Origin of the sequence: Hymenobacter sp. HSC-4F20 (assembly GCF_019599275.1) — a bacterium.
Taxonomy (GTDB): Bacteria; Bacteroidota; Bacteroidia; order Cytophagales; family Hymenobacteraceae; genus Hymenobacter.
The window spans coordinates 127,882-152,514 of sequence record NZ_JAHZTD010000001.1; the positions used below are offsets into that span (position 1 = coordinate 127,882).

21 protein-coding genes are annotated in these 24,633 nt (G+C 59.9%); 10 read left to right on the forward strand and 11 right to left on the reverse strand.

Annotated elements, in window-relative coordinates:
* Positions 1–92 precede the first annotated feature (92 nt).
* Positions 93–629: an ATP-dependent protease subunit HslV gene (gene hslV / locus K3G63_RS00575; RefSeq protein WP_220612159.1), complete on the forward strand. Its 537-nt coding sequence runs from the start codon at positions 93–95 to the stop codon at positions 627–629.
* A gap of 133 nt (positions 630–762) precedes the next feature.
* Positions 763–1,734: a deoxyhypusine synthase family protein gene (locus tag K3G63_RS00580; protein ID WP_220612160.1), complete on the forward strand. Its 972-nt coding sequence runs from the start codon at positions 763–765 to the stop codon at positions 1,732–1,734.
* 114 nt (positions 1,735–1,848) lie between these two features.
* Here the strand turns inward: K3G63_RS00580 and K3G63_RS00585 are convergent, their stop codons facing one another.
* Positions 1,849–2,793: a DUF3667 domain-containing protein gene (locus K3G63_RS00585; protein ID WP_220612161.1), complete on the reverse strand. Its 945-nt coding sequence runs from the start codon at positions 2,791–2,793 to the stop codon at positions 1,849–1,851.
* 510 nt (positions 2,794–3,303) lie between these two features.
* Here K3G63_RS00585 and K3G63_RS00590 point away from each other — a divergent pair.
* Positions 3,304–3,633, forward strand: coding sequence for a hypothetical protein (locus K3G63_RS00590; protein WP_220612162.1), 330 nt, complete (start codon positions 3,304–3,306; stop codon positions 3,631–3,633).
* 69 nt (positions 3,634–3,702) lie between these two features.
* On the opposite strand, the gene K3G63_RS00595 is transcribed toward K3G63_RS00590, so the two are convergent.
* The 4 genes from K3G63_RS00595 to K3G63_RS00610 form a co-directional block, all read right to left on the reverse strand.
* Positions 3,703–4,764 (reverse strand): N-acetylmuramoyl-L-alanine amidase, encoded by a 1,062-nt coding sequence (locus tag K3G63_RS00595; RefSeq protein ID WP_259404223.1) that lies wholly within the window; start codon positions 4,762–4,764, stop codon positions 3,703–3,705.
* Positions 4,765–4,973: 209 nt separating this feature from the next.
* Positions 4,974–5,831, reverse strand: a complete 858-nt coding sequence (locus K3G63_RS00600) for an SDR family NAD(P)-dependent oxidoreductase (RefSeq protein ID WP_310794545.1) — start codon at positions 5,829–5,831, stop codon at positions 4,974–4,976.
* A gap of 153 nt (positions 5,832–5,984) precedes the next feature.
* Positions 5,985–6,824 carry an oxidoreductase gene (locus tag K3G63_RS00605; protein WP_220612164.1) on the reverse strand — a complete coding sequence of 280 codons (840 nt, stop codon included), beginning with the start codon at positions 6,822–6,824 and terminating at the stop codon, positions 5,985–5,987.
* A gap of 82 nt (positions 6,825–6,906) precedes the next feature.
* Positions 6,907–7,806: an AraC family transcriptional regulator gene (locus tag K3G63_RS00610; RefSeq protein ID WP_220612165.1), complete on the reverse strand. Its 900-nt coding sequence runs from the start codon at positions 7,804–7,806 to the stop codon at positions 6,907–6,909.
* A gap of 197 nt (positions 7,807–8,003) precedes the next feature.
* On the opposite strand from K3G63_RS00610, the gene K3G63_RS00615 reads away from it, so the two are divergent.
* Both K3G63_RS00615 and K3G63_RS00620 read left to right on the forward strand, forming a co-directional pair.
* Complete coding sequence (locus K3G63_RS00615) at positions 8,004–8,429, forward strand: AraC family transcriptional regulator (RefSeq protein ID WP_220612166.1); 426 nt, start codon at positions 8,004–8,006, stop codon at positions 8,427–8,429.
* Between the two features lie 72 nt (positions 8,430–8,501).
* The gene (locus K3G63_RS00620; RefSeq protein WP_220612167.1) at positions 8,502–9,263 is read left to right on the forward strand and encodes an SDR family oxidoreductase; all 762 of its coding nucleotides are present in this window, start codon (positions 8,502–8,504) and stop codon (positions 9,261–9,263) included.
* 80 nt (positions 9,264–9,343) lie between these two features.
* Here K3G63_RS00620 and K3G63_RS00625 read toward each other — a convergent pair whose 3' ends face one another.
* Positions 9,344–9,817, reverse strand: coding sequence for a hypothetical protein (locus K3G63_RS00625; protein ID WP_220612168.1), 474 nt, complete (start codon positions 9,815–9,817; stop codon positions 9,344–9,346).
* 120 nt (positions 9,818–9,937) lie between these two features.
* On the reverse strand, positions 9,938–10,516 hold the full coding sequence (locus K3G63_RS00630) for a 2'-5' RNA ligase family protein (protein ID WP_220612169.1): 579 nt from the start codon (positions 10,514–10,516) through the stop codon (positions 9,938–9,940).
* Positions 10,517–10,788: 272 nt separating this feature from the next.
* Between K3G63_RS00630 and K3G63_RS00635 the strand changes: the two genes are divergently transcribed.
* Positions 10,789–12,924 (forward strand): DUF748 domain-containing protein, encoded by a 2,136-nt coding sequence (locus tag K3G63_RS00635; RefSeq protein ID WP_220612170.1) that lies wholly within the window; start codon positions 10,789–10,791, stop codon positions 12,922–12,924.
* Between the two features lie 88 nt (positions 12,925–13,012).
* Here K3G63_RS00635 and K3G63_RS00640 read toward each other — a convergent pair whose 3' ends face one another.
* Complete coding sequence (locus K3G63_RS00640) at positions 13,013–14,020, reverse strand: gluconolaconase (RefSeq protein WP_220612171.1); 1,008 nt, start codon at positions 14,018–14,020, stop codon at positions 13,013–13,015.
* A 99-nt stretch (positions 14,021–14,119) separates the two neighbouring features.
* Entirely contained in the window at positions 14,120–14,521 is a 402-nt protein-coding gene (locus K3G63_RS00645) for a hypothetical protein (RefSeq protein WP_220612172.1), read from the reverse strand.
* Between the two features lie 312 nt (positions 14,522–14,833).
* Here K3G63_RS00645 and K3G63_RS00650 point away from each other — a divergent pair, with 312 nt between their 5' ends.
* The 4 genes from K3G63_RS00650 to K3G63_RS00665 all read left to right on the forward strand — a co-directional run bounded on the left by K3G63_RS00650 (position 14,834) and on the right by K3G63_RS00665 (position 23,553).
* Positions 14,834–16,471: an amidase gene (locus K3G63_RS00650; RefSeq protein ID WP_220612173.1), complete on the forward strand. Its 1,638-nt coding sequence runs from the start codon at positions 14,834–14,836 to the stop codon at positions 16,469–16,471.
* A gap of 513 nt (positions 16,472–16,984) precedes the next feature.
* Positions 16,985–19,861, forward strand: coding sequence for an RICIN domain-containing protein (locus K3G63_RS00655; RefSeq protein WP_220612174.1), 2,877 nt, complete (start codon positions 16,985–16,987; stop codon positions 19,859–19,861).
* Positions 19,862–19,918: 57 nt separating this feature from the next.
* Complete coding sequence (locus K3G63_RS00660; RefSeq protein ID WP_220612175.1) at positions 19,919–21,454, forward strand: glycosyl hydrolase; 1,536 nt, start codon at positions 19,919–19,921, stop codon at positions 21,452–21,454.
* An 89-nt stretch (positions 21,455–21,543) separates the two neighbouring features.
* Entirely contained in the window at positions 21,544–23,553 is a 2,010-nt protein-coding gene (locus tag K3G63_RS00665; protein ID WP_220612176.1) for a carbohydrate-binding protein, read from the forward strand.
* A 140-nt stretch (positions 23,554–23,693) separates the two neighbouring features.
* Here K3G63_RS00665 and K3G63_RS00670 read toward each other — a convergent pair whose 3' ends face one another.
* Positions 23,694–23,933 carry a hypothetical protein gene (locus tag K3G63_RS00670; protein WP_220612177.1) on the reverse strand — a complete coding sequence of 80 codons (240 nt, stop codon included), beginning with the start codon at positions 23,931–23,933 and terminating at the stop codon, positions 23,694–23,696.
* A 104-nt stretch (positions 23,934–24,037) separates the two neighbouring features.
* Positions 24,038–24,583, reverse strand: coding sequence for a hypothetical protein (locus K3G63_RS00675; RefSeq protein ID WP_220612178.1), 546 nt, complete (start codon positions 24,581–24,583; stop codon positions 24,038–24,040).
* Positions 24,584–24,633 lie beyond the last annotated feature (50 nt).

Consider the following 24,633-nt stretch of genomic DNA (forward strand, 5'->3'; position numbering starts at 1 on the left):
CCGGCGGTAGAGGTCCTTCCTTCGTCAGGATGACCGGTGTTTTCTCTGATACCGGCAGAGCGGCCGTACCACCTGACGATTCATCCCTTGATATGAAAATCCGCTCCACTACCGTCCTCGGGGTGCGCCACAACGGCGAAATTGCCCTCGGCGCCGACGGCCAGGCCACTATGGATAAGCACGTAGCCAAGAGCAACGTGCGCAAGGTGCGCAAGCTCCACGACGGCAAAGTAGTAACGGGCTTTGCCGGTTCCACCGCCGATGCCTTCATGCTCCTCGATAAGTTTGAGGAGAAGCTGGGCAGCTACAACGGCCAGCTGCGCCGCGCCGCCATTGAGCTGGCCAAAGAGTGGCGCAAAGACCAGTACCTGCGCAAGCTGGAAGCCATGATGGTGGTAGCCGACCGCGACGAACTGCTCATCATTGCCGGCACCGGCGACGTACTGGAACCCGACTCCGACGTGGCTGCCATTGGCTCGGGCGCCATGTTTGCCCAAGCTGCGGCCCTGGCTCTGAAAAAGCACGCCCCCCACCTCACGGCTCGCCAGATGGTAGAGGACGCCCTGCACATTGCCGCCGACATCTGCATCTACACCAATCATAACCTGATGATTGAGCAGCCTAGCTAGGGTAGCTTTTGTGAGCAACCCAGGCGCAATGGTACCTTATTCAGAATCTTTGATATAGCCCTGCCGTATTGAACGATTCCCAGCCTTTTTTTGATAGAACACCGAACCCCACTACCTTCTGATCTTCGATTCGATGAACGTAACGAACTTCCTCAAGCACCACTACCGCCACTTCAACGCCGCTGCCCTGATTGATGCCGCCGAAGGCTACAACAAGCACCTGGCGGAAGGTGGGAAGATGATGATTACCCTGGCCGGCGCCATGAGCACCGCCGAAATGGGCATCCAGCTGGCCGAGCTCATCCGCCAGGACAAGGTGCAAATCATCAGCTGCACGGGTGCCAACCTGGAAGAGGATATCTTCAACCTGGTCGCCCACGACTTCTACGAGCGGGTGCCCAACTACCGCGACCTGACGCCTGCCGACGAGCACGCCCTACTCAAGCGCCACATGAACCGCGTGACCGATACCTGCATTCCGGAGGAAGAAGCCATGCGCCGCATTGAGCATACGGTGCTCAAATTCTGGGAGCAGGCCGACCAGGCGGGCGAAGCCTACTTCCCGCACGAGTTCTTCTACCAGATCCTGAAGTCGGGCGAGCTGGAGCAGTACTACCAGATTGACCCCAAGGACTCCTGGATGCTGGCCGCGGCCGAGAAAAACCTACCCATCGTGTGCCCCGGTTGGGAAGATTCTACCCTGGGCAACATCTACGCTGGCCACGTTATTTCGGGTGACATCAAGAACGTGCACACCATGAAGACCGGCATTCAGTACATGATGTACCTGGCCGAGTGGTACACCCAGCAGGCCACGGACGAAAGCACCGTTGGTTTCTTCCAGATTGGCGGCGGCATTGCCGGCGACTTCCCGATCTGCGTAGTGCCCATGCTGCACCAGGACCTGGGCCGTCATGGCGTGCCGCTGTGGGGCTACTTCGCCCAGATTTCGGACTCCACCACTTCGTATGGTTCCTATTCCGGCGCCGTGCCCAACGAGAAAATCACCTGGGGCAAGCTGGGCCAGGACACGCCCAAGTTCATCATCGAGTCGGACGCTACCATTGTAGCCCCGCTGGTGTTTGCCATGGTGCTAGGCCAGTAATTGCTGCCAAACCAGTAAGTAAAAAGCCCGCCGCTGGATTCAGCGGCGGGCTTTTTTGTAAAAACGCTTAGCAAAGGAACAGCACTGCACCACTGGGTAGATCAAGCTTATGAACTACCTAGTGGGCTGGGGCGCCGGGGCGTGCCTGGCGGCAGAGCTAGGGGCCTTTTTCTGTTGAAGTTCTTTGAGCAAGGTAGGGTCTTGACGGACAAGTGAAAAAATGATGGCCACGTACACCACTGCAATGCTGGCAAACAGCAACAGCGTTTGTAGGACCACGGTGCCGATGCTGCGCACCCATTTGTCTTCCACGGGCATACGGGTTGGTTCGAGCAATTGGCGGTACACCCACGCGGTATAGACCATATACGGCAGCATGCCGAGTACCATATAGTGCTGCAGAACCGGAAAATACGGGGTTAACAGCATCATTGGAAGCATCACCACTGTGGAAATAACAGTAGTGGTACCCGATACGAATGCCTGGCCTAGCAGCATCTCGGCGAAATTGAACCGCGCCGGGCGTAGCAGCCACGTCGCCAGTAGTGCGTTGCCGGGCAGCAGAACAATGTAGATCAGGGTGGGGTACTTGGTGTAGAGCTGCAGGTAGCGCTCCATAGTCAACTGCACCAATTGCGGCATGTCGGCCTGCTGGCTGGCCGACATGGGGTTCATGCCCACCGCCGAGAGCAGCAGCATGCACACGGCGCAAATCAGGAGCAGGTAGGAAATAGGCCGGAAATGCTGGGCCCGGCGGCCGGCCATGTACGCGTGCAGGGTAGCGCCTGGTCGCGTTATCATCTGCCGGAACGTGTAGCCAATACCCTTATCAATGTGCCAGATCGAGTGGGGCAAATCGTGCAGCAGCAGAAAGCGCAGGGTGAGACGGTGAGTATGGTGGGCGTCCTGCCCGCAATGACCACAGAACCGGTCTGCCACCAGGGTGCCGCAGTTCAAACAGGCCGCCGGAGCGTGCTCCGATGCGTGGGCCGCCACGCCATGCACCGAGTGCGCCAGTGCGGGGTCAATGGTTATAGTTGAGGTAGCAACTGACTTCATATAGGGGGTAGTGGATGTAGTTGAAATAAAGGAATTTATTGCAGGAATAGCAAGTAAAAGCCCGCCGCTGAGGCCTCAGCGGCGGGCTTTTACTTGCTATTCCTTTTCCAGCACCATGAGTTTTACTGATTATACCATCTATGTTTCTTGCGGCGAGCATCCACTAAGCAAGCCAGCTTTGTAAACTCTGATTGCTTTATCCGGGGGGCATTTGTGCCCGTGCCTGCAGTCTAGCTCCCAAGTATTGTGGATCATTCGGGGATGATGTCCATTTCGAGCCGGTCGGCGGGGGGATGTCAGAATGGGTTATGGTGGCGGGGTCCTCGGCCTGGCTTTTGGGTGGAGGCGCTGCCCGCTGATGCTGGCGTGGCCGTGATAGTCCGTCGTGATGGAAGGGGTAGGGTGGGAGAAAGGTTGGATTTGTGAAGGTCGCTTTCTTGCGAACCAGGAGGCAGCTCTGACAGCGTTGCAAGCCGTACCTTCGTGCGTTCCTCATCAGCTTCCTCCGTTATGCCCCTCGACCTTGCCAGCTTCCTGCACCACACGCCCGTAAGCGAGAAAACGGTTATTTATCTGCACACCGATGAGGAGACCATCATTTCCTACGAGGCGCTGCTCATTGCCCAAACACGCTACCGTAAGCTCTTTATTACGCTGGAGCCTAAGCGCCGCTACCTGGTGCATACTGAGGTGCCAGGTGAAGAGGAACCGGAAGTAGACTTTTTAACGGACTATGAAGAAGTAGAAGCCCTGATGGAAGACGCTGGCCTCGACGGTATCCACGACGGCGAGCAGGGCATTCTGTATCATAACCTGCTCTTCCTGCTCATGAACCCGTAATTGGTGATAGGGTGAATTTATTACATCACTATTACCTGTCACTGTTTACTCCATCACCAGTTACCTAATTTAACGACCCGTGTAATCGGCCAGCAGGCCCTCGTAAATCCAGTTGGCCAGGGCCTGGCGGTTATCGGCCACTACGAAGCGGCGCTGGTCTTTGCTGTTGCGGATGTTGCCCAACTCCATGAATACGGCCGGGGCGTGGCTGGTGCGCACCTCGTAGAGGCTGCTGCGCACCGATACGTTGCCTTTGTAAGGGCGGGTAGGTTGGGCGCGCTTGTAGCGGGCGGTGAATACTTTGTGGATATTCTTGGCCAGTCGCAGACCGGCTTGGCTGTTCTGGTGGTGGTAGAAGAACACGTCAATGTTCTGGCCAGCGCTGCGGCTGTCTACGTGCAGGCTCAGCAGGCGCTGGTAGGCGCCTTTGTGGCGGGCATAGAGCTTGTTTACCTGGGTCATGCGCTGGCGCAGGCGGCCCAGCTGACTCAGCGGAATGCGCTGCTGGGGGTAGGTCAGCTCGTCGTAGTCCATCTTCAGCACGCTCTCGTCGCGGATACCGTCGTTGGGATCCTGCACCATCATGTACACCGTGGCGCCGTGCTCCATCAGCACCCGAGCCAGCCGGATGGTCACGTCGTAAGCATACTCGTCCTCGGCCAGTTTATAGGTGCCATACTGGCCAATGGCGCCGGGGTCGGGGCCGGCGTGGCCGGGCGAGAGGTAATACACGGCCCCGCGCAAAGCCCGGTCGCGTACTGGCACCGCACCGTAAGCCGGCCCAAAGAGCTTGGAGGGCAGCATGGGGGTAGTGCTGATACCGTGCGAGGTAGCGGCGCGGGTAGCTGCCACAGTTTTGGTGCGGCTAGCGGTTTTGCCGGCGGTTGTTTTCGGAGTAGTCCGGTGGGGTAGTAAGTACGTGCGCCCGATGATAAGGCCGTTGCGCTTGGTAAGGTTGGCCCGGTTGAGCTGCTGAAACTGGCGCAGATGCTGGCTCGGATTCAGGCCGTTGCGGTAGAGCAGCGTGTTCACTCCGTCGCCCGGCTTGGCTAGTGCCCGCCGGTACTTGCTCTGGCTGAAGGCAAGCGTGGAAATCAGAAAAAGCAGACCGAAGAGAACAGCTGTGCGCAAAAGCAGAGAAAATCTGGTGAGAGTAGTAGGAGAGCAGCTAATGCTTTGAACCAGAAGCATCAAAGCACCATAGAGCGGTAAAACCAGGACGGCCGTGCCGAGCGACTACGGTATCATTTCACAAAAAAGGCAGTAAATCTTTAGAATACGAACAAAAAAGGCCCGCAGCTATGCCGCGGGCCTTTTTACTTGCTTGGCAGAAAGGGTTGTTAGGCTTCTGCCAGGCTGGTAGCCGTAGCTAGGTGCTGCCACTGCTGAAGGTCTTGCTGCACCGTGGCTATTTTCTGTTCAGCCATGTGGTAGGCGTCTTCGCCCAGGAATAGGTGCAGGGGCTGCTGTTCGGCTTCGCTGAGCTGCAGAAGGGTAGCAGCGGCTTTTTCCGGGTCGCCGGGCTGGTGGCCGTTGATTTGCTGCTCGTGCGCGGCCTGCGAGTCCCGCACCGACTGGTAAGCGGCCAGGGGCTGCTGGGGCGTGCCCAGGGAACCGGCCGTGAGGAAGTTGGTGCGGAAATACCCGGGGTACACCACGCTGGCCTGTAGGCCAAAATTTTTTATCTCGGCGGCGTACGATTCGGTGAGGCCGGCCACCGCAAACTTGGTGGCGCAGTACACGCCCCAGCCCGGGAAGTTGCCGGTAAAGCCCCCTACGGAGGAAATATTGAACACGCGCCCCGAGCCCTGCTGGCGCAGATGTGGGGTAGCGTAGCGCAACACGTTCAGCAGCCCAAACACATTCACATCGAAGTTGCGGCGCGCTTCCGCATCGGTGAGTTCTTCGAGGGCGCCCAGCTGGCCGTAGCCCGCGTTGTTGACTACCACGTCGAGCCGGCCAAAGGTGCTGATGGTGGTGTTGATGGCCGCCTGCACGCTTGGTTCGCTGCCGAGGTCCATGTGCAGGGCCAGGAAGCGGGTAGGGTCTTCAGGCTGCACGGCCTGTTTCAGCTCGCTCAGGTTGCGGGAGGTGGCTGCTACTGCATAGCCGCGGGCCAGCAGGTGGTGTACCAGGGTCAGGCCGAGGCCCTTCGAGGCGCCGGTTACAAACCATATATTCTTGGTTGTCATGTTCATATTGCGTTTCGTGGTAGGAAAGAGAATCGTGTAATGCCAGGCTTCCGAATAAGTAAAGCATAAGAACAGGGGGTAAAAGGTGGACAACTACTTAGGCAGACGCACCACGCTGCCTTTTACCGTACTCGGAAACGAAATGGTAACATAGCCAGACTAGCCCGTGAAGTCCGTTGAAACCGTCAGGGGGTGCCAGGCCTGGAATTCCTGCTGCAACTCGGCCAGCTTCTGCGTCGCGCGCTGGTAGGCATCCTGGCCCAACAGCAGGTGCACGGGCGGGTTGGGTTCGGCGGCGAGGCCGATGATGGCGGCCGCGGCTTTGTCCGGGTCGCCGGCCTGGGCCCCGTTTAGTTGCAGGTACTTCTCGTGGGAGGCGCGCACCTGCTGGTAAGCAGCAATGGGCTGCCGGGCCAGCACCAGCGACTCGGGCGTAAGAAAGTTGGTGCGGAAGGCCCCCGGCGCTACTACCGTCACCTTAATCCCGAACGGGGCCACATCCTGCGCCAGCACTTCCGAGAGGCCCTGCACCGCGGCTTTGGTAGCCGCATACACGGCCCAGCCCGTAGCCCCCGCCATACCGGCAATAGAGGAAATATTGATGATGTGCCCGCGCTGCGCCGCCCGCAAATGCGGCATGGTCTGCCGAATCACGTTCAGGGTGCCGAACACATTCACGTCGAAGGCCTGGCGGGTTTCCGCGTCCGTCAGCTCTTCCGGGCTGCCGCCAATGCCGTAGCCCGCGTTGTTCACTACCACCTCCAGGTGGCCAAAGGTGGCAATGGTGTGCGCTACGGCCTGCTGCACGCTGGCCTCGGAGGTTAAGTCGGTTTCGAGGGGTAGGAACTGGGCGGAAGCCGGGCCGATGGCCTGGGTAAGGCTAGAACCTCGGCGGGAAGTAGCGGCTACGCGGTGGCCGGTGGCCAGCAACTGTTTCGCCAGCGCCAGCCCCAGCCCTTGCGAGGCCCCCGTGACAAACCAAGTAGTAGGGTTGCTCATGGTATGCTCTGTTGGTACAGTGCAAAACTAGAGCAGCGGCCGGCCCAGGCGCTTGCCGCAATCAAACAGATGCTTGCGAAAATCAAACAGTGCGCACGGCGGTAGGGGTAGTGCCTGCCCGCTTCCGGAAAAAGTTGTTGAAGTGGGCCGGCTCCTCGAAGCCCAGGCAGTAGCTGATTTCCGACACGTTCCAGGCCGTATGCCGGAGCAGGGCGTGGGCTTCCTGCAGCAGGCGCTCGGCAATCAGCTCGGTGGTGGTTTTGCCGGTTACTTCCTTCAGGGCTCGGTTCAGGTGGTTGACGTGCACGGCCAGGTGTCCGGCAAAAGCGTTGGCATTGCGCAGGCGCACCTGCTGCCCGGGCGTTTCAATGGGAAACTGGCGCTCCAGCAGCTCCGTGAACAAGGAGGCTATGCGCGTGGCGGCATTGGCTTCCCGGTAGAGGGTAGTGGCCGGCTGCAGCTTCAGGGCCGTGTGCACCAGCTCAAACACGTAGTTACGCAGCAAATCATACTTAAAGGCGTAATCAGAGCGTATTTCCGTGAACATCTTCTCAAACAGCTGCTTTACCGGTGCTAGCTGCTCATCGGTGAGGGAGTACAGGGGCTGCCCGCCGGGCCGGAACATAGGTAATTCAAGGCTGTTGGCTAGGTGGCGCTGCAGAAATGCTTCGGTGAAAATGCAGAAGTACCCGGTTTGCTGGTCGTCGAGCGGCTCCCAGTCGTAGGGCACCATGGGGTTGGCAAACAGCAGCGCGTTGCCCCGGATTTCGATGGTTTTGTCGGCGTAGTGGTAGTTGCTGCGGCCCGTTACCAGCGTAATTTTATAGAAATCCTTGCGGCTGTAGGGCAGGTGGCAGGCGCTGGGTCCCACGTAGTCATCCAGCCGGAACACGTTGAAGTGGCCGATGTCCTGCTGCAGGTTATCGGGCAGCCAGTGGATTTTCTGCTGGTAAAAGTCTTCGAGCGTCTGCAGCTTTGCCATGCTCCGAAGTTACGTAATTCAAACGATGGGGATAATGCTATACTTTGCCTGTCCATAGGCACAGCCCGTAAAACGGCTGATTAAGCCCAGGCGTAAAGGAAATGCATGGCCTTTGCGTCTTCGGGAAGGGTAGGGGCTTTGTGGCTCCGGCCGCTTCGCCCGCGCTTTTCTACTTTTCCTCGACTTCTGTCTCTTCTATGCCAACAACAACTTCTATTCCCAAGAAAATTCTGGCCCGCCAGCACGAAATAACCGCCGATTTCCTGCGGGCCATCGATCAGCACCTTGACGATATTGTGACGGGCCGCGCCACGGAAATGCTGGAAGTCCGGGACCTGGCCGCTCAACTGCACATTCACCCCACCCACCTAAGCAATACCATAAAGCTGGCCACTGGGCACTCGCCGTGCTACTATTTTGAGGCGCGCATCCTGGAGATTGCCCGCGAGCAGCTCCACGACCCGCGCCGGTCCGTGGCCGATATTGCCACTGGCCTCACCTATGACCCCTCTAACTTTACCAAGTTCTTTAAGCGCTTCCAGGGATGCACGCCCAAGCAGTACCGCGAGCAGGTGTGGGCTGAGCAGCGGGCGGCCCTAGGTTCGGAAACTGTCACCATTTAAACTGAACTACTCACCATACTTCCGGGCCGGAGGGGGTGCACCTTTGCAGTGTTCACTTCAACCCCGAAACGTATGAGCAGCAACAAAATAGCCCTGATTACCGGCGGCAGCCGCGGCCTCGGCCGAGACATGGCCCTGAGCCTGGCCCGCAAAGGCACCGACGTACTGTTTACCTACCACAGCAAAAAGGACGAAGCCGATGCCGTGGTAGCCGAAATCCAGGGCCTGGGCCGGCAAGCCGCCGCGCTGCAACTGGATGTAGCCGACAGCAAAAGCTTCGGTGCCTTCTTTGAGCAGGTGCGCTCTACCCTGCACGATACCTTCCAGGCCGAGCAGTTCCACTTCCTCGTCAACAACGCCGGCGTGGCCCTCTACGCCCCCTTCGCGGATACCGCCGAGGAGCAGTTTGATGAGATGGTAGCGGTGCACTTAAAAGGACCTTTCTTTCTCACGCAGAAAGCCTTGCCGCTGCTGGCCGATGGCGGGCGCATCATCAACATCTCCTCGGGGCTGGCGCGCTTCTCCCTGCCCGGCTCCTCGGCTTACGCCAGCATGAAGGGCGCCATTGAGGTGCTGACCCGCTACCAGGCCAAGGAGCTAGGAGCCCGCGGCATTGCGGCCAACGTGGTAGCGCCCGGCGCCATTGCCACCGATTTTGGCGGCGGCCGGGTGCGCGACGATGAGCACTTGCATCAGTTCATCGCCTCACAAACGGCCCTGGGCCGGGTAGGCCAGCCCGAGGACATTGGTGGGGTAGTAGCCTTCCTGTGCTCCGAAGAAGGGCGCTGGGTAAATGCCCAGCGCCTGGAAGCCTCGGGCGGCATGTTCTTCTAAGCAACTTTCCCGTAGAGCACACAAGCAAAACGCCTCCCGGACCTGAGTTCGGGAGGCGTTTTGTGGTTAGTTAAATCGGGCTAGAACTGCAGGCGGAACTCGGGGCGGTCCGGGTTCCAGATGCCCCACGGAATCATTACCAGTACAATCAGCAAGGCAATCAGAAACCAGGTGAAGGCCTTTTTGTGCTTCACGATGGGGTCGGCAGCTTTCTTGGAGAGCGTGCGGCCGATTTGGGCGGCTACTACGGCCAGAACCATTCCTACCAGGTGCTCTACGGCGAAAAAGCGGCTGCCGGCGTCTTTCATAACCGCTCCTCCCTGGGTTTCAAACGCCTTTACTCCGTAAGGGCTCAGGGCAAAATACAGGATAAGGCCCAGCAGCAGCTGCAGGTGCATGGAGCCCACAAAGGCGGCTCCCATGCCATTGTCGGCGCCGGTCCAGGGGCGGCCTTGGCGGCCCGTGAAAGCGCGGAACACCGCAATCAGCCCAAAAATTAGCACCAGCCAGCGCGTCCAGGAGTGCAAGGCGAGAACTACAGAGTAGGTATTCATACAAGAAAAAAAGGTGAGTTGGAAGCCGTAAAGGTCGGAGCCCGGCCGGGAATTGCAAGCCCGCCCTGCTGGTTCCGAAGGGTTCAGAAACCTCAGCGGGGTAGGGGCCCGGCTACCCCGCTATGCCTCCGTCTCGAACAGTGTCGGCGCCGGCTCGTGCTTGTAGCCGTCGAAGGTGAAAATCTTTTCCGGTACAAACTGCTCGCCTTCCTGACGCAGAATGGCAATGTTGTTAATGCCGAGTTTCAGGTTGAAGGTGTGCTGATTAAGGTACTGCATGACGGGCCCCAGCAACTCGGGGGTAGTATCATGAAGGGCCAGCGAAATATGGGGAAGCCAGCAGTCGGGCCCGCTGAACTTGTCGGTGCGCAAACACAGCGGCGCCGTGGCGCGCAGAATGCGCTGGTGCAAATTATTGAGCACATCTGAGCGCAGCACCGGAATGTAAATAACCGGGTTGGGTCCCGGAAATACGCCCAGGCCGGTAGTGAAGGCGGCAAACGGCTGAGTGTGGCGGGCCACGTCGCGGAGTACCTGTTTCAGGGCGGAGAGCTTGCGCACCCCAGCCAACTGGTAGGTAATGTGCGGATCGGGCGTGGCCTGCACGTCGTCGAGGCCAAACTCGGCCTCCAGACTCTTGATGAGCCGGTTAATCCGCTCCGCATTTTGCGGGTTCAGAAGAGAAGTGATGGCAAGCATTGGTTCTTTAACTGAAAGCACTGCGGATTGGTTGGGCCGCGCTGCCGCACGGAAATGAATTACGACGTGCTACCGGCTGCCGGCTGGCGTAGGCCCGTGAGGAAGGGTAGCGGCAGCAAAATACAAGGCCCGCCACATACGACAAGCAAAAGCGCCTGAAATGCCGCATTTACGCACATTCTGCCAGAATAACTACGGTCCAGCTCGCGGCCCTGCCGAACCTTAGGCCAGGAGTTAGCCGTAAGCGAGCTGTGCCGGTTTCTGATACGTATTTGCCTGATGTTACAACACCCCCGGCGCCGCCCCGGCGGTGGGGGCGGGGGCTGTTACTGCTGCTGGTGCTGTTGGGCGGACTGCTGGGGGTAGGGCTTACGTTTTTCCTGGACCCTTGGCTGCGCCGAACGTTGGAGCAACAGGTAGCTACCAGCAGCCACGGCCGCTACCACCTGCACATTACCGAGCTGCGCACCCATCTGTGGCGGCGCGGGCTTACCCTCCGTGGCCTGCAACTGAGCACCCTGCCCGCTACCTCCTCCGACACGGCCACGCTACCCCACCTGCGCCTAACCCTGGGGCGGGTGCAGGTAAATGGTATCGGGCTGCTAGCCTTGCTCCGCCGCCAGGAAGTGCCTGTCGATAGTATTACGCTGGATTCGCTGAGGGTGCACCTGGCAGCGCTGCCGCGCCCGGCTACTCCCCAGCCCCTACACAAGCAGCTCCCTCTGGAAGGGGTGCGGGTAGGGAGCATGGCCCTGCGGCACGCCCGCGCAACCTATGGCCCTGGCCCGCAGCCTAGCCTCCAGCTGGGCCAGACAGCGCTGGTATTGCAAGATGTCTGGATAAGTGCGGCTGGCGCGGCCGACTCTGCTCGTATCGGGTACGCGGCCGGGGTAGCAATGCAAATCAGGGGAGCCGCCCTACAGGTGCCAGGACACACAGTGAAGGTAGTGGGCGCCGCGTTTTCATCGGGCAGCCGGCGGCTCCAACTTGATTCGGTGCTGCTCCGCCCGCAGCAACCCATCAGCAACGTCCGCAGCCAAGCTATGCGTGTGAGCCTGGCCGTGCCCCGATTAGAGCTGGCGGGGCTTGATGCAGCCCGGCTAAGCCGGGGCCGGTTTCGCGCCGATACCTTGCGGGTGAGCCGGCCCCGCCTGGCTCTTACGCTACCTAGTCAGCCACCACCCGCCCTGGCCGAAGTGCTGCGTCCTTACCTGGCCGAATGCCGCTTGCAGCATCTAGCCGTAGCAGAAGGGCAGTTGCGGGTAGCGGGTCTGGAGGTAGAGCCCGCTTTTTCGAACGTGACCGTGGCGGCTACGCAGGTGCAGGTACTACCCCTTCGTGCAGCCCAAAACATATTCTACGCCCAGGCGTGGCGGCTGCAAACGGGCCGGGCTACCGCTACGCTCGATGCACCGTACTACCACCTTTCCTGGCAAAGCCTGCAAGCCGACAGCCAGACCGGAAAGGCCCAGTTTCGGCAGGTGCTCCTGGTGCCTACGCTCCGTGTTGAGGCCCTGGCGCGGGCTAAAGGCCACCAGGCGGCACACATCACGGCCCGGCTGCCGGAGGTGCGCCTAACGGGCCTCGATTTTCGGGCCGCTGCCAACCGGCAGGAACTGCAAGCCCACGATTTACTCATACTTCGCCCACAAGTAAGCACCCGCAGCGACGGTCGTTTTACTAGTAACCCCCGGGTTTCTACGGTTACTCCCGAAGCGCTGGGGCGCCTGCCGTTTCGCTTTCAGATAGCACGGGTGCGGTTGCAGGAAGGCACCGTGCACCTAAGTTACCGCTCCCCGCGCGAACCAGAGCCGGGGCTGATGACCATTGACCGCCTCCAGGTGAGGCTGCGCAACCTCACCAACCACCCGCGCCGTATGAGTGCGGCTACCCCCTTAACTGGCGAGGCTACTGGCTGGCTGCAAAACCAGTGCGGGGTACGGCTACAGCTGCGGGCTAACCTGCTGGATGCAACCGGGCGTCACACGCTCGTCGGGGCCTTTGGGCCGGCTTCCCTCTCTATTCTGAACCCCATGCTGGTGCCTACCCGAGGTATCGGCATCCGCAGCGGCGAGGTACATAGCATTCGGTTTCAGATGCAGCTCGACCAGGCCGGGGCGCGGGGTAGGATGTGGGGCCGCTACGCCAACCTGAAGCTGCAACTGCTCAACCAGCAGGAGCGGCCCGGCCTGTTTCACCGGCTGCAAACATCCGTCGTCAATGGCGTCTTCATCCGCGACCATAACCCCCGCAAACCCGGCCAGCCCCTGCAGCCCGGTAGCATGACTTCTACGCGGGAGCGGCGGTACTCCGTGTTTTCGCTGTGGCGGCAGGGCATTGTCAGTGGCCTGCTTAATAGCGCCGGGGTACCTGCTGCTCTGGCTAAAAAACTCAGCGAAGCCGAGTAGCCGCACCCCTCCGCAACGCTACACAGAAATTTCTGCCAACAGGCTGCTGTGTGCACTGGGTAGCGAGCAGTACGTCAGCTCCAGTAAATCAGAAGGTGACGCGCGTAATGCTAAACTGCGAAACAGGTGGACTCTGGTTGGCTTGCAGAGCATTCAGGTTAGAGTACAGCACGTAGCTGTCGGCCCCGGCGCGGCGGGCCAGGGTAGTAGGGTACTGTGGTGGGGTAGTAAACGTGCCCGATACGGTGGCCGAGCCCCAGGCGTCGGTGGAGGTGAGGCGATACACCTTGGCCTGGGCGTTGGTTACGACCTGCAAGGTGGTATTGTCCTGCAGCAGCAGGCCATCGGCGCCCACCAAGCTCTGGCTGGTTGCTACTTTGGTAAAAGCCGTCGGATTGTTTACGGGCACCTTAAACAACGCCCCCTCATTAGACTTGGCTACCAGCAAGTAGCCTTCGGGGTGGTAGGCTATGCCATTAAGGCCGAAGGCCCCGGCGGGTGCCCCCAGTTGGGCATCCTCCAGAAAAACCGACGTCCGGCCCTGCGTGTCAACTTTATAGATAACCGGCGAAAAACTGTCCGTGACGTAGATATTATTCTGCGCGTCCACGGCAATATCGTTGGCGAAATGGTTTTGTCCCGGCCTGAGGGCGCCTAAGTCAAGATAGGCCACGCGCTGCCCGCTGTTCAGGTTAAAGATGGCCAGCCCAGCCGTCTTACGTTGGGTGGGAAGGCTGGTGCGCGACGCATTATAACCGGGGTCTGAAACGGCCACTAACAGCTGGCGGCGGTTTTCATCGATGCGCAGGCCAATAGTAGACACCAGCGCCGGGTCGTCGGCAAACACGGTGTACGTGCCGTCATCTTTCACTTGGCCCACGGCGCCGCGGGTCTGGGAGCTCACAAGAAAACGTTGCCCGGTGCCATCATACTCCACCCCTTCGGGGTAAAGCCCGGCCTGCGTGAACGTTACCCGGGTGGGCGCGGCGGGGGAGGAGTCCGTAGCATCGTCGTTGGAGCAGGCCGTAGCTAGCACGGCTAGCAGCAGCGCCGGGGCTACCCGACGAGGTAGCAAAGCGAAGAAAGCAATACGCATGGCGCGGAGGAGAAGGAAGCGTGTAGCGAGGCATACGGTAGCGGTTGCCCCAAGGATGTGTAGAATTGTGGATCTAAAAATAAGCTGACAGACAGGTAGTTAGTGTGTGGATTTTTGCTGAATCAGCCATGCCTGGGCCGACTCTATATCATCGAATGATACAACCGTCGGGTGCGTCATCAGGCGAACCAGCTGTTCTGATGCCTGCCGGCCATCAAAGTCCGCGGCGTATACCCAGGCCAGGTAGCGAAGGCCGGCAGCGTACATATCCCGAAGCCAGGCTACGCCCCACTCCGTGAGTTGCAAGGAGGCGCGGGTGATATTGGTATTGTCGTTGAGGATTTTTGCCGTGGGCCACTGACTGAGTGCTTCCAAAATAATTGCGCACCCTGCTCGCGTAGATTCCTGGTTGTGGGGGCCGCGCCAATTCACGTACAGCCACTGATAGGTATAGTCATAACTAATGGCCAGGGCTGGTTGATCAATAATGATCTGCTGCATACTGTACTAAACTTAAAAAATCGCAAGGGAAGCTATGCCAGTCTGAAATACGACCTGCTCAGTGGCTCCAAAGGGCTAGTGATAGTCCGGTATTGGTAGAGAGTTCGTGTAGCAAAGCCAGGTACCTTGGCAGCCCTGCTTATCGTACCACAATCTATGTAGTAACATAATTCCATTGCAAGAAAACAGGAAACGCTCAGTGTATAAGCTGTAGCGTCTTTACTCGGCTGATTTTAATTTATGGCTGGGCTAGGGCAGCGTATACCACGCGTCGGATTCCCTTCTATCTTGAAGGCTTAAACCTGACCTTTCATGAACCGCCGAATCTTTCTGCGCAACGGCTCCCTGGCCGGCCTTGCCCTATCTACTTTCTCCCTCGGAGCCTGCTCTACTACCCCCACCAACAGCGCAAACCAAGCCGCAGATGCCTCTGCTGAGGGCGGCCCGGATACCAGCTTCGAGCTGCACGAAGCCACCGTAGCCGACTTGCAGGAAAAAATGAAAAGCGGCCAGCTGACTTCGCGCCGCATCACGGAGCTGTACCTGCAGCGCATCGAGCAGATTGATAAGGCCGGCCCCCGTCTCAATTCGGTCATCGAAACCAACCCCGATGCGCTCAGCATTGCCGATGCCCTCGACAAAGAGCGCAAAGACGGCAAGCTGCGCGGCCCCCTGCACGGCATTCCGGTCCTGATTAAAGACAACATCGACACGGCGGATAAGCAGCAGACCACGGCCGGCTCTCTGGCCCTGGCCGGCCACAAAGCCGCTCAGGATGCCTTTATCGTGAAGAAGCTGCGCGAAGCCGGAGCCGTTGTGCTCGGCAAAACCAACCTGAGCGAGTGGGCCAACTTCCGCTCCACGCGCTCGACCAGTGGCTGGAGCAGCCGGGGCGGCCAAACCAAAAACCCGTACATCCTCGACCGCACACCCAGCGGCTCCAGTGCCGGCTCGGGCGCGGCGGCGGCAGCCAACCTCTGCGCCGTAGCTATTGGCACCGAAACCGATGGTTCCATTGTGTCGCCTTCCTCGTGCAGCGGGCTGGTTGGGTTCAAGCCGACGGTGGGCTTGTGGAGCCGCACCGGCATCATTCCCATATCTGCCACCCAGGACACAGCTGGGCCCATGACCCGCACCGTCCGCGACGCGGCTATTCTGCTCGGGGCCCTGGCTGGGGAAGATGCTGCCGACGCCGTGACCAAGGAAAGCACCGGTAAAATTCAGGCCGACTACACCACCTTCCTGGATGCCAACGGCCTGAAAGGCAAACGGCTGGGCGTAGAGAAAGGCCACCTTTCGGGTGCCTCCGATGCCATTCCGCTGCTCAAGCAGGCCGTGGAACTGCTGAAAGCTCAAGGTGCTACAGTAGTGGAAGTAGAAGTAGAAAAGCAGACTGACCCGCTCGGCGAGGCCGAGTACGACGTGCTCCTGTACGAGTTCAAGGATGGCGTAAATAAGTACCTGGCTACGGCCGGGGCAGGCGTGAAAACCCTCACCGACGTGATTCGCTTCAACACCGAAAACAAGGCCAAGGCCATGCCCTTCTTCCAGCAGGAAATCCTGGAAGCTTCCGATAAGCTAGAGGGCCTCCAAAGCGCCAAGTACCAAGCAGCCTTGCGCAAGTCGCACCAAGGCGCCCGCACCGCCATCGACACGGTACTGCGTGAGCAAAAGCTCGACGGGCTGGTAGCCATTACCAACGCCCCGGCCCGCTGCATTGATTTGATTAACGGCGACTCGGGCGGCGGTCCGGGCTTCTCGTCGCCGGCCGCTATGGCGGGCTACCCCCACATTACCGTGCCTATGGGCCAGGTGCATGGGTTGCCGGTAGGCTTATCGTTTGTAGGTGGTGCCTACCAGGAAGGCCCCCTGCTAACCCTGGCGTATGCTTATGAGCAAGCCTCTAAGAAGCGCGCGGCCCCGGCGTTTAAAGCTCCGTTTGTGGGCTGAGCTACCCCGTTACCTTCTCTTAACCCAACGGCGGACTTGCTGCTTTGGCTACGGCTAAGGCGGCAGGTCCGCCGTTGAACGTTGATAGGGGGTAGGTCTTCAGAAAAAGTAGGCGGCAAGGCTGTTTCCTTAATTGTTTTTTAAGCGGTTACCCTACTGAGTAGCCATCGGGCAGCAGGCACCAGATACGCCAATGTAGCTAGGTTTTGGCCGTGTGCCCTAAGCGCTATTTGGGGGTAGGGCGAAAGCAAAACGCCGTGATAAGTAGCGCATTGGCTGTTGTTTTTTCGCGAAGAAGGCCGCTTCTTTGACCCACGCGCTACCGTCCGCCAGCCGTGCGGACCTCCTTCCTACTCCTGGTTACGCAGCTTTCTGACTGCTGCCAGCTCGCTGCCTCAGCACACCTCTTGTGTTTGCCCTGCTACCCGCCCAACCTTCTGTTGTGGCATAGTAGCTCCGTTGCCTCTGCTCCGGCCTTCGTGGCCATTTCTACCACAACCACTTTCTACACCCATGAAAAAACTCTATTCCTGCGGGATGAGTGCAGCTCTGCTATTGGCGGGGCTAAGCGCACCAGCCCAAACCCAGCCAGCAGGCCCGGCCTACCCCCTGGGCTCCACCCAAACCCTCGTCCGTCAGTTCGAAGCCCAGGTAGCGGCAGGTACGGCCCGCCGCCAAGCCCCTGTAGTAGCCTTGCGCGTATCAGCAAACCAGGTGTTAGCGGGCAAGGTCAACTACCGGGAAGATTTGCTGGCTACCGGGGAGTTGGTAGTGGGGGAAATTCAGGGCGTGCCCAATTCCTCGTTTCAGGTGCGTATTGAGGGGCCAAGAGTAGAGGGCAACATCATCCTGCGCGACTCCCGCCGGGCGTACCGCTACTCGGCTGATGCGCAAGGAAATGCCTCGGTGCAGGAGGTTGATATCAACAAGGTTATCTGCATCGACTACAATAAACCCGTGGGCTACCAAAGTCCGGCCCCCAACCGGGGCACCACGGCCAACCGCGCCGCGGTGCTGTCGTTGCAGAGCTACCCGGGCGCCCGGGGCTGCATCATGCTCGACCTGGATGGGCAGTACGTAGCGGGCACCGGCTGGAACAACGGCAACCCCATCAGTGCCGCACCCGCCCAAATGGTAAACGACAACGCCAAGGTGCAGGCCTTGTGGGAACTGGTGAGCGAAGACTTCCGGCCCTTTAGCCTCAACGTAACCACCGATGAGGCCGTGTTCAACTCCTACCCCAAAAACATGCGGATGCGCTGCATCATCACGCCCACGAATACGGCGGCGCCGGGGGCGGGAGGGGTAGCCTACATTCAATCTTTCAACTGGAATGATGATACGCCCTGCTGGGTGTTTATGTCAGATGACCCGAAAACGGCTGGGGAAGCAGCTTCGCACGAAGTTGGCCACACGCTGGGCCTGGGCCACGACGGGCGCCTGAATCCCGACGAAGGATACTACACTGGCCAGGATAATGCCGGGCCCTGGGCGCCTATTATGGGGGCAGGGTATTACAAGCCCGTGACGCACTGGAGCCGGGGCGAGTACAACCGGGCCAACAACCAGCAAGACGACCTGAGCATTATGGCCAGCGCCACCTACAACGTAGGCTACCGCAACGACGACCATAGCAACAGCACTACCGGAGCCACGGCATTGTCGCGCAATGGAAATAGTTTGTCGGGCTCGGGTATTATTGAGCGCACCTCCGACCAGGACTACTTCGCCTTTACTACCGCGGGTGGGGCCGTGAGCCTGAACGTGAATACGGTGGGCCGCTACGGCAACCTCGATATTGTGGCGCGCCTGTTTACCAGCACCGGCACCCAGATTGGCACCTTCGACACCGGGGGCGGTGGCAACCTGAACACCACCATCAGCGCCAACCTGAGCGCGGGCACCTACTACGTGCAGATTGACGGTACCAGCTCGGGCAATCCGGCCACCGATGGCTACTCTGATTACGGCTCATTAGGTACTTTCTCGATTTCCGGCACCGCTCCGGCCGGGGCTACCTCTGCCGGCGTGGCTACCCTCTACAAGGACTGCAACTATACGGGCACTGCCACTGGCCTGGACCCCGGTGACTATACGCTGGGTGCGCTGCAGGCCCGCGGCATTCTGAACGATGACATTTCTTCTCTGAAAGTGAACAGCGGCTACGAGGTGCAACTGTTCGAAAACGACAACTTCAGTGGGGCCTCAGTGGTCATTACGGCCAGCAATACCTGCTTGGTGAGTAACAGCTGGAACGACCGCACTACCTCCCTGAGAGTGCGCACCTCTGGCGTAACCAGCCTGAGCGGAGTATACACCCTGCAAAACCGCAATAGCGGCCTAAACCTCGATGTAAACAGCGCCAGCACCGCCGATGGTACGGCCCTGATTCAGTGGACCGGCAATGGCTGCACCTGCCAGCAGTTCCAGTTTACCCATCTGGGCGGCGGCGTATACCAGATTACGGCCGTGCACAGCGGCAAGTCTTTGGACATCCGGGACGTGAGCACGGCCGATGGAGCGGTAGTGCAGCAATGGACCTACTCAGGTGGTGCCAACCAACAGTTTATTGCCCAAAGCACCGGGGACGGGTACTACAAGCTCATTGCCAAACACAGCAGCAAGCTGCTGGAAGTGGCTGGCTCGTCTACCGCTGGCTCGGCCGCCATACAGCAATGGACCGACAACAACTCGGCTACCCAGCAGTGGCGCCTAACGCCGGCCACCTCAGCTTTCAGCAGCCTTATTCAGGCTGAAAGCTACAGTGCCATGAACGGAGTAATAACCGAAACGACTACTGATGCCGGTGGGGGCCAGAACGTAGGCTCCCTGGATGCCGGCGACTGGTTGACCTACAACAGCATCACCATTCCCAGCTCGGGCAGCTATACCATCGAATACCGGGTAGCCAGCCTGAGCGGAGGAGGCCGGCTTTCTTCTGACCTGAATGCTGGCGCTACCGTGCTGGGTATGCTGGATGTGCCAAGCACGGGCGGCTGGCAAAACTGGACGACCATCTCCCACACCGTCAGCCTAAGCGCCGGGACCTATAACCTAGGGGTGTTTGCTCAGGCTGGTGGCTGGAACCTCAACTGGCTGCGCATTAGCAAAGCCGCCGGCGCCGGCGTAGCGCAGACGGCAGCTATAGCAGCTTCAACTACTACCCTCGAACTCTACCCCAACCCCGTAACCGACCGCCTGCAAGTACGGGCTGCGCACAGCCTGGCCGGCAGCCACTACCGGATTCTGGACGGGGTAGGCCGCACAGTAGCTACGGGCTCAGGAGCAGCGGGGAGTATCGATGTATCTGCCTTAACCTCGGGTGTGTATCTGCTGGAGCTTACGGCCGCCGATGGCAAAGCCCGGACGACGGGTCGGTTTGTGAAATAAATCTTGCCAGAAGGCGGAGCCAAGTGGTTCCGCCTTCTGCTTTACTACCCCTCGCATATGGTACGCATCAGTAGAAGAAGCCATTTAGCACCGCTTGGTTGGGCCGTATTGGTCTGGGCAGCCGCAGCCCTCGGGCCCGCGCAGGCCCAGACCAAGAGCGCCAAACGCGGGGTAGCGTACGGCTACCACTCGGCGGCCGATATGCAGGTGCTGGCCCCGGGCATCAGCTGGTGGTACAACTGGTACTCCAAGCCCGATGCCGGCGCCGCGGGGGTGTATTCGGGTCTGAACGTGGAGTACGTGCCCATGCAGTGGGGCGCAAACCTGGACGGCGGACCCGTAACGGCCGCCCAACTGGCAGGCAACATTCCGAACAACGCGCGCTACCTGCTGGGGTTCAATGAACCCAACTTCCGCAGCCAGGCCAACCTGACGCCCCGCCAGGCCGCGGCCCTCTGGCCAGTTCTGGAAGACGTAGCTCGGCGCAAAAACCTCAAGCTGGTAGCGCCCGCCGTGAATTACTGTGGCGACTGCGTGGCTGAAAACGGCACGACCTACTACACGCCCACCCAGTACCTGGATGCGTTTTTTGCCGCCTGCCCCAACTGCCAGGTCGATTACATTGCCGTGCACACCTACGTGTGTGAGGAGCAGTGGCTGCGCGGGAAGATTGCGGAGCTGAAGAAGTACAACAAACCCATCTGGCTGACGGAGTTTGCCTGCGGCGACATGCCTGCCAGCCAGATTACTGCCGCCGTGCAGCAGAAATATATGCTGGACGCGGTGAACTACCTCGAAAAGGAACCGGCCGTGTTCCGCTACTCCTGGTTTTCGGGGCGCAATGCTGAAATTCCTAACATCAACTTGCTGGGTAACTCGGGCCAGCTAACGGCCCTGGGCCAGCAGTATGTAGGTTTGCCCGGAGGGTGGGAGCCAGGGCGTATTCGACCCCAAGCGGTAACGGCTTCGTCTCGGGAAAGCAGCGCCACCGGCCCCGAAAACGCCACGGATGAGAACATCAACACCCGCTGGGCCAGCACCTTCACCGACCCCCAATTCCTTATGCTCGACTTCGGTAGCGTGCAAAGCTTCTCGCGGGTGCAGCTGAGCTGGGAAACCGCCTACGCCCGCGACTACCAGCTGCAAACCTCTGCTGACGGAAGCACCTGGACAACCATCCGGGCGGTAACCAACTCCGATGGGGGCCTGGACAACCTCACGGGGCTCAGCGGGCAGGGGCGCTACCTACGGCTGTACGGCACGCGCCGCGCTACTACCTATGGCTACTCGCTGTACGAGCTGGAGGTGTTTGGCCGGCCCATGGCGGCTCCGCTGGGGGCGCGAGCTGCTGCTGATACTTCCCCGGCGTTGCTTCTCTACCCCAACCCCGCCGAAGCCCAGTTGCGCCTCGCCACGGCCAGTAACGTGCCGCTTCAGCAGGTGGCCGTGCTCGATGCCCTCGGGCGCACGGTGCTGTCGGCTGTCCGCCCCGCCGGTACCCTCAACATTGCCCAGTTGCCTGCCGGTATCTACCTACTTCGCGCCACTACCTCCGACCAGCAAACGCTTACGCAACGCTTCACTAAGCGCTGAGTGGGAGGAGCTGCCGCCCTGCCAGGCGCTGGTATTCCTGTGCTTCGCATACGGTTCACCTGTTCGTTTCCATCACTAATTCCTACCCTATGAAAACCAACTTTTTACTGAAAAGGGCCCTGGTGGCTCTGCTGTTGCTGCTGGCTTCGGCCCCCGTATTTGCCCAGTTTCGGGTGATTGGGTACGTGCCCTCCTGGGCCGGCGACGTGAATGCCGTGCAGTACAGCAAGCTCACGCATATTAATTATGCCTTTCTGCTGCCCACCGCCACGGGCGGACTGCAGCCCATTGAAAACCCCGCGAAGCTGCAAAGCCTGGTTTCTGCCGCCCACGCCAACGGGGTGAAAGTACTGATTTCGGTGGGCGGCTGGAACAACGGCGACGACAGCGCCTTTGAAACCATTGGGGGCAACGCCACCTACCGCAACACCTTCGTGGCCAACCTGGTGAGCTTCGCCAATCAGTACAACCTCGATGGGGTAGACATTGACTGGGAGTACCCTGATGCCGGCGCTTCGGCTACCAACTATGCGGCCCTCATGCAGCAGCTTTCCACCGAAATGCATAACCGCGGCAAGCTGCTCACGGCGGCCGTGGTAGCAACGGGTGGCGCTGGCGTACTCAACAGCGTGTTCGGCTACGTCGACTTCCTGAACCTGATGGCCTACGACGCCAACAACTTCGACCACTCCACCTACGACTATGCCGTGCAGTCGATTAACTACTGGAAGGGGCGCGGGCTGCCCGCCAGCAAAACCGTGCTGGGCGTTCCGTTCTATGGCCGCCCCAGCTGGGAATCATACGCGCAGCTACTGGCCCGCGGCGCCAGCCCCAACGCCGATGTGTTTAACGGAGTAGGCTACAACGGCATTCCGACCATCAAAAGCAAAACCAACCTGGCTTTCGACCAAGCCAGCGGCATCATGATCTGGGAGTTGTCGCAGGATGCTACGGGGGCTAACTCCTTGCTTACCGCTATCAACCAGGTAGTACTGCAACGGGGCGGAAGCACCACGCCTGCGCAGGCGGTACCGGGCAAGCTGGAGGCCGAGAGCTTTGCGGCCCAATCGGGCACGCAAACGGAGCCCACCACTGATACCGGCGGGGGCGTGAACGTGGATTGGTTTGAAACCGGTGATTGGCTGGACTACAGCGTAAACGTAGCAACAGCGGGCAGCTACACGGTAGGCTTCCGCGTGGCCAGCGCCAATGGCGGCGCTACCCTGCAACTGCGCAACAGCGGGGGCGCCGTGCTGGGCAGTATCAATGTGGGCAACACGGGCGGCTGGCAGAGCTGGCAAACCATCAACACCACGGTGAGCTTGCCCGCCGGCCGCCAAACCCTGCGCTTGTACGCGGCGGCCTCTACCGGCTGCAACGTCAACTGGCTCAACTTTAGCACGGCATCCTCTTCCTTCACTACCCTTCTCCAGGCCGAAAGCTACAGCTCCATGAACGGGGTGCAGGTGGAAACCACCACCGACACGGGCGGCGGCCAGAACGTGGGCTACCTTGATGCCGGCGACTGGATGGCCTACAGCAACGTTACCTTCCCCACTACGGGCGCCTATACCATTGAGTACCGCGTGGCCAGCCCCTCGGGTGGCACCTTGTCCTCGGACCTCAACGCGGGTTCCATTCAGTTGGGCAACACCACCATTCCGGCTACCGGCGGCTGGCAAAACTGGACGACCGTATCGAAAACCGTGACCATTAACGCGGGCACCTATAGCTTCGGGGTGTTTGCCCAAACCGGGGGCTGGAACTTCAACTGGGTGCGCATTACCAAAGCCGCCGCAGCCCGCCCGGCGGCTACGGTGGCTAGTGCTGCTGCGGGTGCCGCCGGGCCACTGGCAGTAGAGGTGTATCCTAACCCGCACCCTCGCGGCCAGGCGCTAACGTTGCGTTTGGCAGGAGGTAGCAGCACTTCACCCCTTCAGGTACTCGTTACGGATGCGAGCGGCCGGGAAGTGTTCCGCCAGACTACTTCGCAACACACTGTGGTGCTACCCCCAACTGCCCGCTTAACTCCGGGTCTTTACCTGATTCAGGTTGCCAATGAGCAGACCAGCCTGAGGCAGAAACTGGTAGTGGAATAAGCTCCGCTGCGGCCACCTCCGAAACACATCCCCAGTGGGGTGCTTTCAATGCGGCCCTAAATACTCAAAAAAAGCCGCCCCACAACTAGTCGTTATGACTGGTTGCGGGGCGGCTTTGGGTTAAGAAGCGGGGTAGCCGCTTAGCGCTGTTCGTCTTCCTCGTTGCGGCCGCGGCTGGTACGCTCGTTGGCCGAGGTAGCGGAGCCTGAGCCGCCTTCGTCGCCGGCTTCAGCATCCAGGTTCAGTTCATAGCCGCCTACACCGTAGGTTGGGCGTCCCGAGGACTGGCCTACCGGGCTGCCGTCTTGGCGGCCTTGGGCGGCGCGTTCTGCGAAGTTGTCGTTTTCGGTTACGTTATCGTTAGAGGCGTTGGTTGCCATGGTAGTAAGGGTTAGTTACATGAACAGATGCTGTTGTATACGGCTACTGCATCGTATACAGCCAACTTTCGGCCGGAAAACTGCCCGAACGGCTTGGCTGCCAGCTAGGGCACGAACTGCTCGGTAAGGCTGGTAACCGTACCCTGGCGGGATTCAACCACGAAAGGGGCGTAGCGAAACACTTCGGTACCTTTAGCCAGCACCTCGGCGGGCGTAGTGCGGTACTGGCGCAGCTCGGCAGTTTTGTCCCAGAGCGTGACTACGGCCGTGGGGCTGACGCGTAAGGTACGCTGCTGCGGGTTGTCGTTCACGATGTAGTAATCGTTGAACACGGAGTAAATGGTGTCGCCGTTTTGCACGTCCATGGCCGCATCGCCTTTGCGCTGGGCGGCGGCTACGGCATCGGCTCCCTTCAGAAACTGGATGTAGTCCACGGCCACGTAGTACTGGCCCTTCTGCTGGTAGAAGCGCCGGATGTAGCCGTGGTTGCGGCCCGTAGCGCCCACCTTCTCCGTCGTCGACTGCTCGCCTTCAATGGTGGATGGCACGTTGTCGCGGGCTTCCGCTACGGTACCTTCCTGCTCCGAGGAGCGGCAGGCGGCGGTTAGGAGTAAAAGAACAGCGAAGGGTAGGAGGGAGCGAGAGTTCATGCAGGCGTGTACGAGGTAGGAAGAGGGCGGTTGACGGCGTTGTGCCTAAG

Coding starts and splice junctions, on each gene's coding strand:
- hslV (WP_220612159.1), top strand. CDS start 93: ATGAAAATCCGCTCCACTACCGTCCTCGGGGTGCGCCACAACGGCGAA.
- K3G63_RS00580 (WP_220612160.1), top strand. CDS start 763: ATGAACGTAACGAACTTCCTCAAGCACCACTACCGCCACTTCAACGCC.
- K3G63_RS00585 (WP_220612161.1), bottom strand. CDS start 2,793: ATGAAGTCAGTTGCTACCTCAACTATAACCATTGACCCCGCACTGGCG.
- K3G63_RS00590 (WP_220612162.1), top strand. CDS start 3,304: ATGCCCCTCGACCTTGCCAGCTTCCTGCACCACACGCCCGTAAGCGAG.
- K3G63_RS00600 (WP_310794545.1), bottom strand. CDS start 5,831: ATGAACATGACAACCAAGAATATATGGTTTGTAACCGGCGCCTCGAAG.
- K3G63_RS00605 (WP_220612164.1), bottom strand. CDS start 6,824: ATGAGCAACCCTACTACTTGGTTTGTCACGGGGGCCTCGCAAGGGCTG.
- K3G63_RS00610 (WP_220612165.1), bottom strand. CDS start 7,806: ATGGCAAAGCTGCAGACGCTCGAAGACTTTTACCAGCAGAAAATCCAC.
- K3G63_RS00615 (WP_220612166.1), top strand. CDS start 8,004: ATGCCAACAACAACTTCTATTCCCAAGAAAATTCTGGCCCGCCAGCAC.
- K3G63_RS00620 (WP_220612167.1), top strand. CDS start 8,502: ATGAGCAGCAACAAAATAGCCCTGATTACCGGCGGCAGCCGCGGCCTC.
- K3G63_RS00625 (WP_220612168.1), bottom strand. CDS start 9,817: ATGAATACCTACTCTGTAGTTCTCGCCTTGCACTCCTGGACGCGCTGG.
- K3G63_RS00630 (WP_220612169.1), bottom strand. CDS start 10,516: ATGCTTGCCATCACTTCTCTTCTGAACCCGCAAAATGCGGAGCGGATT.
- K3G63_RS00640 (WP_220612171.1), bottom strand. CDS start 14,020: ATGCGTATTGCTTTCTTCGCTTTGCTACCTCGTCGGGTAGCCCCGGCG.
- K3G63_RS00645 (WP_220612172.1), bottom strand. CDS start 14,521: ATGCAGCAGATCATTATTGATCAACCAGCCCTGGCCATTAGTTATGAC.
- K3G63_RS00650 (WP_220612173.1), top strand. CDS start 14,834: ATGAACCGCCGAATCTTTCTGCGCAACGGCTCCCTGGCCGGCCTTGCC.
- K3G63_RS00655 (WP_220612174.1), top strand. CDS start 16,985: ATGAAAAAACTCTATTCCTGCGGGATGAGTGCAGCTCTGCTATTGGCG.
- K3G63_RS00660 (WP_220612175.1), top strand. CDS start 19,919: ATGGTACGCATCAGTAGAAGAAGCCATTTAGCACCGCTTGGTTGGGCC.
- K3G63_RS00665 (WP_220612176.1), top strand. CDS start 21,544: ATGAAAACCAACTTTTTACTGAAAAGGGCCCTGGTGGCTCTGCTGTTG.
- K3G63_RS00670 (WP_220612177.1), bottom strand. CDS start 23,933: ATGGCAACCAACGCCTCTAACGATAACGTAACCGAAAACGACAACTTC.
- K3G63_RS00675 (WP_220612178.1), bottom strand. CDS start 24,583: ATGAACTCTCGCTCCCTCCTACCCTTCGCTGTTCTTTTACTCCTAACC.